6 protein-coding genes are annotated in these 5,166 nt (G+C 59.9%); 3 read left to right on the top strand and 3 right to left on the bottom strand.

What is annotated here, in order from left to right; all coding sequences use genetic code 11:
- Positions 1 to 167: 167 nt before the first annotated feature.
- From VEZ52_RS09565 to hisH, 3 genes are read right to left on the bottom strand one after another with little or no spacing between them, the layout of a single operon-like run.
- Entirely contained in the window at positions 168 to 1,061 is an 894-nt protein-coding gene (locus VEZ52_RS09565) for a PP-loop family protein (protein WP_324836605.1), read from the bottom strand.
- A 51-nt stretch (positions 1,062 to 1,112) separates the two neighbouring features.
- Positions 1,113 to 1,892: an imidazole glycerol phosphate synthase subunit HisF gene (hisF, locus tag VEZ52_RS09560; protein ID WP_192113196.1), complete on the bottom strand. Its 780-nt coding sequence runs from the start codon at positions 1,890 to 1,892 to the stop codon at positions 1,113 to 1,115.
- Positions 1,882 to 2,520, bottom strand: coding sequence for an imidazole glycerol phosphate synthase subunit HisH (hisH, locus tag VEZ52_RS09555; RefSeq protein WP_324836603.1), 639 nt, complete (start codon positions 2,518 to 2,520; stop codon positions 1,882 to 1,884). Before hisH ends, hisF begins: the two co-directional genes overlap by 11 nt.
- A gap of 288 nt (positions 2,521 to 2,808) precedes the next feature.
- Between hisH and VEZ52_RS09550 the strand changes: the two genes are divergently transcribed.
- From VEZ52_RS09550 to VEZ52_RS09540, 3 genes are all read left to right on the top strand, one after another.
- Entirely contained in the window at positions 2,809 to 3,729 is a 921-nt protein-coding gene (locus VEZ52_RS09550) for a sulfite exporter TauE/SafE family protein (RefSeq protein ID WP_324836602.1), read from the top strand.
- 150 nt (positions 3,730 to 3,879) lie between these two features.
- Positions 3,880 to 4,722 (top strand): glutamate racemase, encoded by an 843-nt coding sequence (gene murI, locus VEZ52_RS09545; RefSeq protein ID WP_324836601.1) that lies wholly within the window; start codon positions 3,880 to 3,882, stop codon positions 4,720 to 4,722.
- 347 nt (positions 4,723 to 5,069) lie between these two features.
- Positions 5,070 to 5,166 (top strand): HU family DNA-binding protein (locus VEZ52_RS09540; RefSeq protein ID WP_324836606.1); only part of this gene is annotated, 97 nt, incomplete at its 3' end.

Raw genomic sequence — 5,166 nt, 5'->3', positions numbered from 1 at the left:
ATCCAGTTCTTTCTTACGCTCAATTTTCTTATGTGCCATGATTCCCTCCAGGGGCAAGCCCCGTTAATATAAGTGGGTATTCATATGCTCTTTGATCGGCAAAGTCCAGCCCCGAGCCACATTCCGGGCCGAAAACACTGATTGCAGGCGGAAAATATTTGCCCTGCCTAGCGGCTTCCGGCGCTGTTGCCCGCATCGTAAAAGCCGCTGATATTGCCGCCAGCCTCCAGCCTGCAAGGCCAGAAACCCTGACGGATCAGGATGTTCTGTAATTCGGGGAGCAGTTCTTCCGGCAGTTTTTCAGCCTGCAACACGGGTTCCGGCGTGAGCCGCAGACGGAAATCCCCAAGCGCCCCCACGCGGCCCCCATCCTGTTTCGCTGCCAGCGCTGCTCCCTGGGCCTCCCCTTGTGCAGAGGCGGTTTCTCCCAGTGCCGCAAGATCGTCCTCCGCCGCTGCCAGACGCGCAAGCGTGTCGGCCTCGGGCCGCATACCGTAGGCCAGCCGCGTCAACAGGCAGGGCCGTGCGCGCTGCCACGGCCTGTCCAGCCCAGTGGCGCGGGCGGCCTCGCGCACTTGCGCCTTGGTCAGCCCGGCTTCGGCCAGGGGGGAACGCACACGGCCCTCTTCAAGCGCGCGCAGTCCCGGTCTGTAGGCCTGCAAATCATCCGCATTGGTGCCATCGCAGAGCACGCGGTCATGGCCTTCCGCCATGGGGGCAAGCTCACCGCGCAGCAGAGCCACCAAGCCGGTCTTGCAGCCGTAGCAACGCTGGGGGCTGTTGGTCTCCACCTCCGCCAGGGCAAGAGGATCAAACCGCGCCGTGCGCAGGCGCAGGCCGCGCCCGCGCGCCCAGGTGGCAGCCCCTGCGCTTTCCTGCGGGGGAATGTGCGGGCCGTAAACATGCACGGCCAGCACGTCGCACCCGCACAGTAGGGCCGCGTGGCATAAAAAACGGCTGTCCAGCCCGCCGGAAAAAGCCACCGCCACGCGGGGCAGACCGCGAAGCACAGCGGCAAGCGCAACCGGAACTTGATCCGCGCGGAAAGGATTTTTACTCATATCTTCTGCTTTTGATGCGGCAAAAGGCCGCGCAAGCCCTTGGGGCCGAGCCTACCAGGTCATGCGTACCTTGGCTCCATGCCCGGCCATGTACTCCTTGCACTGCCGAATGGAGTACTGCCCATAGTGAACAATGGACGCGATCAGCGCAGCGGAGGCCCCGCCCTCGGTAACGGCCTCAAGCATGTGGCGCGGTTCGCCCGCACCGCCGGAAGCGATTACAGGGATGGACACGGCATCGACTATGGCGCGGGTCAGCTTGAGTTCGTACCCATCCTTGGTGCCGTCCGCATCAATGGAATTGACGCAGAGTTCGCCAGCGCCCAGCTCCTGACAACGGCGCGCCCAGGCAATGGCGTCCAGCCCCATGCGTTTGCGGCCGCCGTGGATGACGATTTCGTAGCCCGAGGGGATTTCTGCGCTTACCGGAACAGCCAGCACATCCATACCCACCACGATAGCCTGTGAGCCGAAAGCATCCGCGCCATCGCTGATGATGTGCGGATCCTTGACCGCCGCCGAATTGACCGAAACCTTTTCCGCCCCGGCCAGCAGCACCGCGCGCATGTCTGCCACGCTGGAAATGCCGCCGCCGACAGAAAAGGGAATGAAAATCTGCTCCGCCACATGCTCCACTACATCAATAAAGATACCGCGCGCCTCGGCAGAGGCCGTGATGTCGTAAAACACGATTTCATCCGCGCCTTCCTCATAATACCGCCGCGCGGTTTCAACCGGATCGCCGATGTCTTCGTTGCCCACAAATTTGACGCCCTTGGTCAGCCGCCCGTTGCGCACATCCAGGCAGGGAATCACTCGCTTACTGAGCATGACGCGCCTCGCAGTAGTCGTAGAAGTTGCGCAGAATTGTCAGCCCCGGACGCCCGCTTTTTTCGGGGTGGAACTGGGTGGCCCACAGGCCGTCGCGCCCGTATACTGAGCAGAATTCCTTGCCGTAGGTGGTGGTGGCGATCACAAAGGTGGGGTCAGGCTCCACATAATAGCTATGCACAAAATAGAATTCCGCTGTGGGGGCAACGCCCGCGAGCAGAGGGCAGGGGGCGGTCGCCTTCAGGCTGTTCCAGCCCATGTGCGGGATGGGCGCGGGGGTGCCGTCCTCTTCGCGCATGTTGTCTTCAAAACGGCGGCACAGGCCCGGCACGATGCCAAGGGTCGTAGTGTCGTTTTCTTCACTGCGGTCAAGCAGAATCTGGCAGCCCAGGCAGATGCCCAGCAGGGGCTGACCACGCTTGACGGCCTCGCGCAGCAGCACGTCAAGGCCCGTGGGGTGCAGGGCGCGCATGGCCTGCCCGGCAGCGCCCACACCCGGAAAAATGATGCCGTGGGCGCCTTCCAGTGTTGCGGGGTCCGCCGTGATGGCGCAAGGTATACCCAAATGTTCAAGGGCGCGGCGCACGCTCGTCTGATTGCCTGCCTTGTAGTCCAGAATGGCCAGCATGGTGCATCCTCTGCTTGTTGTTGCCGTGGGGGGATTGGCGGCTGGTGGCTTTGAAAGGTGCATTATACCTTTTTGCCGGTGCGCAGGCAACGCGCAGACAGGCAGGATGCCCCGGCGAAGCAGGAAAAATCAGCGTGCCCGCGCGCGGCGGCGGCAAACCTTTTGCGGAATGGCGTGACAATTTCAATATTCACGGTTATTATAAAAACCGTGAATATTAGAACTTCAAGTTCAAAAAAAATTTAACATTTCAAAATAGTTATCATGCCATCTGCGCAGGAGGCCAGCATGTATTTTCCAACTGCAGGCATTGAGTGCAATCCGTTTGTTCCTTTTGCGGTGGCTCTGGGCATTTCTTTTTTCACATCCATGGGCGGCATCTCGGGCGCTTTTTTGCTGCTGCCGTTTCAGATGAGCGTTCTGGGCTATACCAACCCCAGCGTCAGCGCCACCAACCAGTTCTTTAACGTGCTGGCCTGTCCCTCGGGCGTATGGCGCTACTGGCACGAGGGGCGGCTTGTGTGGCCGCTGGCCTTTACCATTGCCCTGGGCACATTGCCGGGCGTGTTTATTGGGGCCATCGTGCGCATCAACCTGCTGCCCAACCCCCAGAGCTTTAAAATCTTTGCAGGCCTTGTGCTGCTGTACATTGGCGGGCGCATGGCCATGACCACATGGCAAGGCAGGGCCTCGCTGTGGTCGCGCAAGGAAAAGAAAGAAAACATGCCCACCTGCGAGGACAAAAACGGCAGGCTCATGTGCTGTCACGTGCTCTACTGGAACATGAAGGAAGTTGCCTTTGTATTTCAGGAAACCAAGTATGTTGTCGCCACCCGCGCGCTTGTGCTGCTGAGCCTTGTGGTGGGCCTTGTGGGCGGCATCTACGGCATTGGCGGCGGGGCCATCATGGCGCCTTTTCTGGTTTCGTTTTTCGGGCTGCCTGTCTATGTTGTTGCTGGCTCCACGCTCTTTGCCACCTTTATAACTTCCGTGGCGGGCGTGTCATTTTATGCCCTGCTCGCGCCCTTTTACCCGGATATGGCCGTTGCGCCTGACTGGCGCATGGGCGTTCTGGTGGGCCTTGGCGGCATGTGCGGCATGTATGCCGGGGCGCGTTGCCAGAAATATGTGCCTTCGATTGCCTTGAAGGCCCTTTTGACCGCAGTTTTGCTCTTTACAGCCGTGCGCTATTTGGGCCAAGGTTTCTAGCGCCGCTGCCGCCCGAAGTTTTTCTGGCCGGAGCGCTTTCGACCTGCCGCAGGGCAGCGCCGGAGGCGCTTCGCCTGTTTTGGGCAGACAGCAAAGCCCCCAAGGCGCGCGTTTTGCAGTATCGCGCGCGGCACTGTAAAGGAAATTGCAATGAATGATTCTTCCCGGCTGCCCATTGGCCTTTTCGATTCCGGCATGGGCGGCCTCACGGTTTTCAAGGCCCTGGCAGAGTGCCTGCCCGGCGAAGATCTGCTCTATCTTGGCGACACAGCCCGCCTGCCCTACGGCACCAAGGGACGCGACACCATCACGCGCTATACGCTCAAGGCCGCCCAAAAGCTGGTGGACATGGGCGTTAAAATGCTCGTGATTGCCTGCAACACGGCAACCTCCGCGGCGCTTTCCGCAGTGCGGGAGCAGTTTGCCCCGCTGCCGGTCATGGGCGTGGTGGATCCCGGCGCGCAGGCAGCTGCCGCAGCCAGCGCCAACGGTCATATAGTTGTAGTGGCCACAGAGGCCACCATCTCCGGCGGCGCATACCAAAAGGCCATTGCCCGCATCCGGCCTGACGCAGTTGTGACCGGGCGCGCCTGCACCCTCTTTGTGCCCCTTGCCGAAGAAGGCTGGATGAACGGCCCCATTGTGGAAGGAGTTGCAAGGCGCTATCTTGCTGACATTTTTCCACTTGAGGGAGCCGCCCCCACAGGGAATCTGGAACCAGATACCCTGCTGCTTGGCTGCACGCACTTTCCACTGTTGCAGGAAGCACTGCAAAACGTGGTTGGGCCGCAGGTGCGCATAGTGGATTCTGCCGCAACCACGGCACAGTGCGTGGCTGACGAGCTGCGGGCCACCAATCTGCTGCGGCATGCGGATAGCGGCGCGCACTACCGCTTTTTGACCACTGACAATGCCGCCCGCTTTGCCCGGACAGGCAGCCTTTTTCTGGGTCGAAACCTCGGCGATGACGAAGTCTGCCTGGTTGATCTATAACAGTATTTTTTAATCATTATATTTCGGGCAGATAAAAAACTTCCAGTAAAGGGCAGACTCTTGCGCCGAGCCTGTTTGCCCAAACGGTTTTTCGTGAAAAGCTAGAGCAGACGCGGGATTCTGCGCTTTTTCGTTGACAGGAAACCGCCCCTGACGTAAGGAAACAAAAGTTCTGACCGCAGCAGAAGCGGTTTTGCTTACGATTCCCCCATGACGTGAAAAAGCCTTGGCGGCTTTTTTGCGGCTGTTTCTTTTGAGTGCGGCGAATCGGCCTCGGCCCCAGACTTCTGGCAGTCGATCCGGTCCGGCTTGCAGGGAATAACCGAAATCCTTTATGGAGTAGCATCATGACCAAAGCTGAGCTCGTAGAAAAGATCCATGCCAAAGCCGGCCTGCCCACCAAGGCCAAAGCCGAAGAAGCTCTTGACGCCGTGGTGGCCTCGC

The sequence above is a fragment of the Desulfovibrio sp. genome (genome assembly GCF_035644575.1).
In the GTDB taxonomy this organism is placed as follows: Bacteria; Desulfobacterota; Desulfovibrionia; order Desulfovibrionales; family Desulfovibrionaceae; genus Desulfovibrio.
Note: the sequence above shows the minus strand (reverse complement) of the source record. Positions and strands in the feature narration are given on the sequence as shown.

Bases quoted from the DNA above. Each gene is read 5' to 3' on its own strand.
- hisF (WP_192113196.1), bottom strand. From the start codon at position 1,892: ATGCTCAGTAAGCGAGTGATTCCCTGCCTGGATGTGCGCAACGGGCGG.
- VEZ52_RS09550 (WP_324836602.1), top strand. From the start codon at position 2,809: ATGTATTTTCCAACTGCAGGCATTGAGTGCAATCCGTTTGTTCCTTTT.
- hisH (WP_324836603.1), bottom strand. From the start codon at position 2,520: ATGCTGGCCATTCTGGACTACAAGGCAGGCAATCAGACGAGCGTGCGC.
- murI (WP_324836601.1), top strand. From the start codon at position 3,880: ATGAATGATTCTTCCCGGCTGCCCATTGGCCTTTTCGATTCCGGCATG.
- VEZ52_RS09565 (WP_324836605.1), bottom strand. From the start codon at position 1,061: ATGAGTAAAAATCCTTTCCGCGCGGATCAAGTTCCGGTTGCGCTTGCC.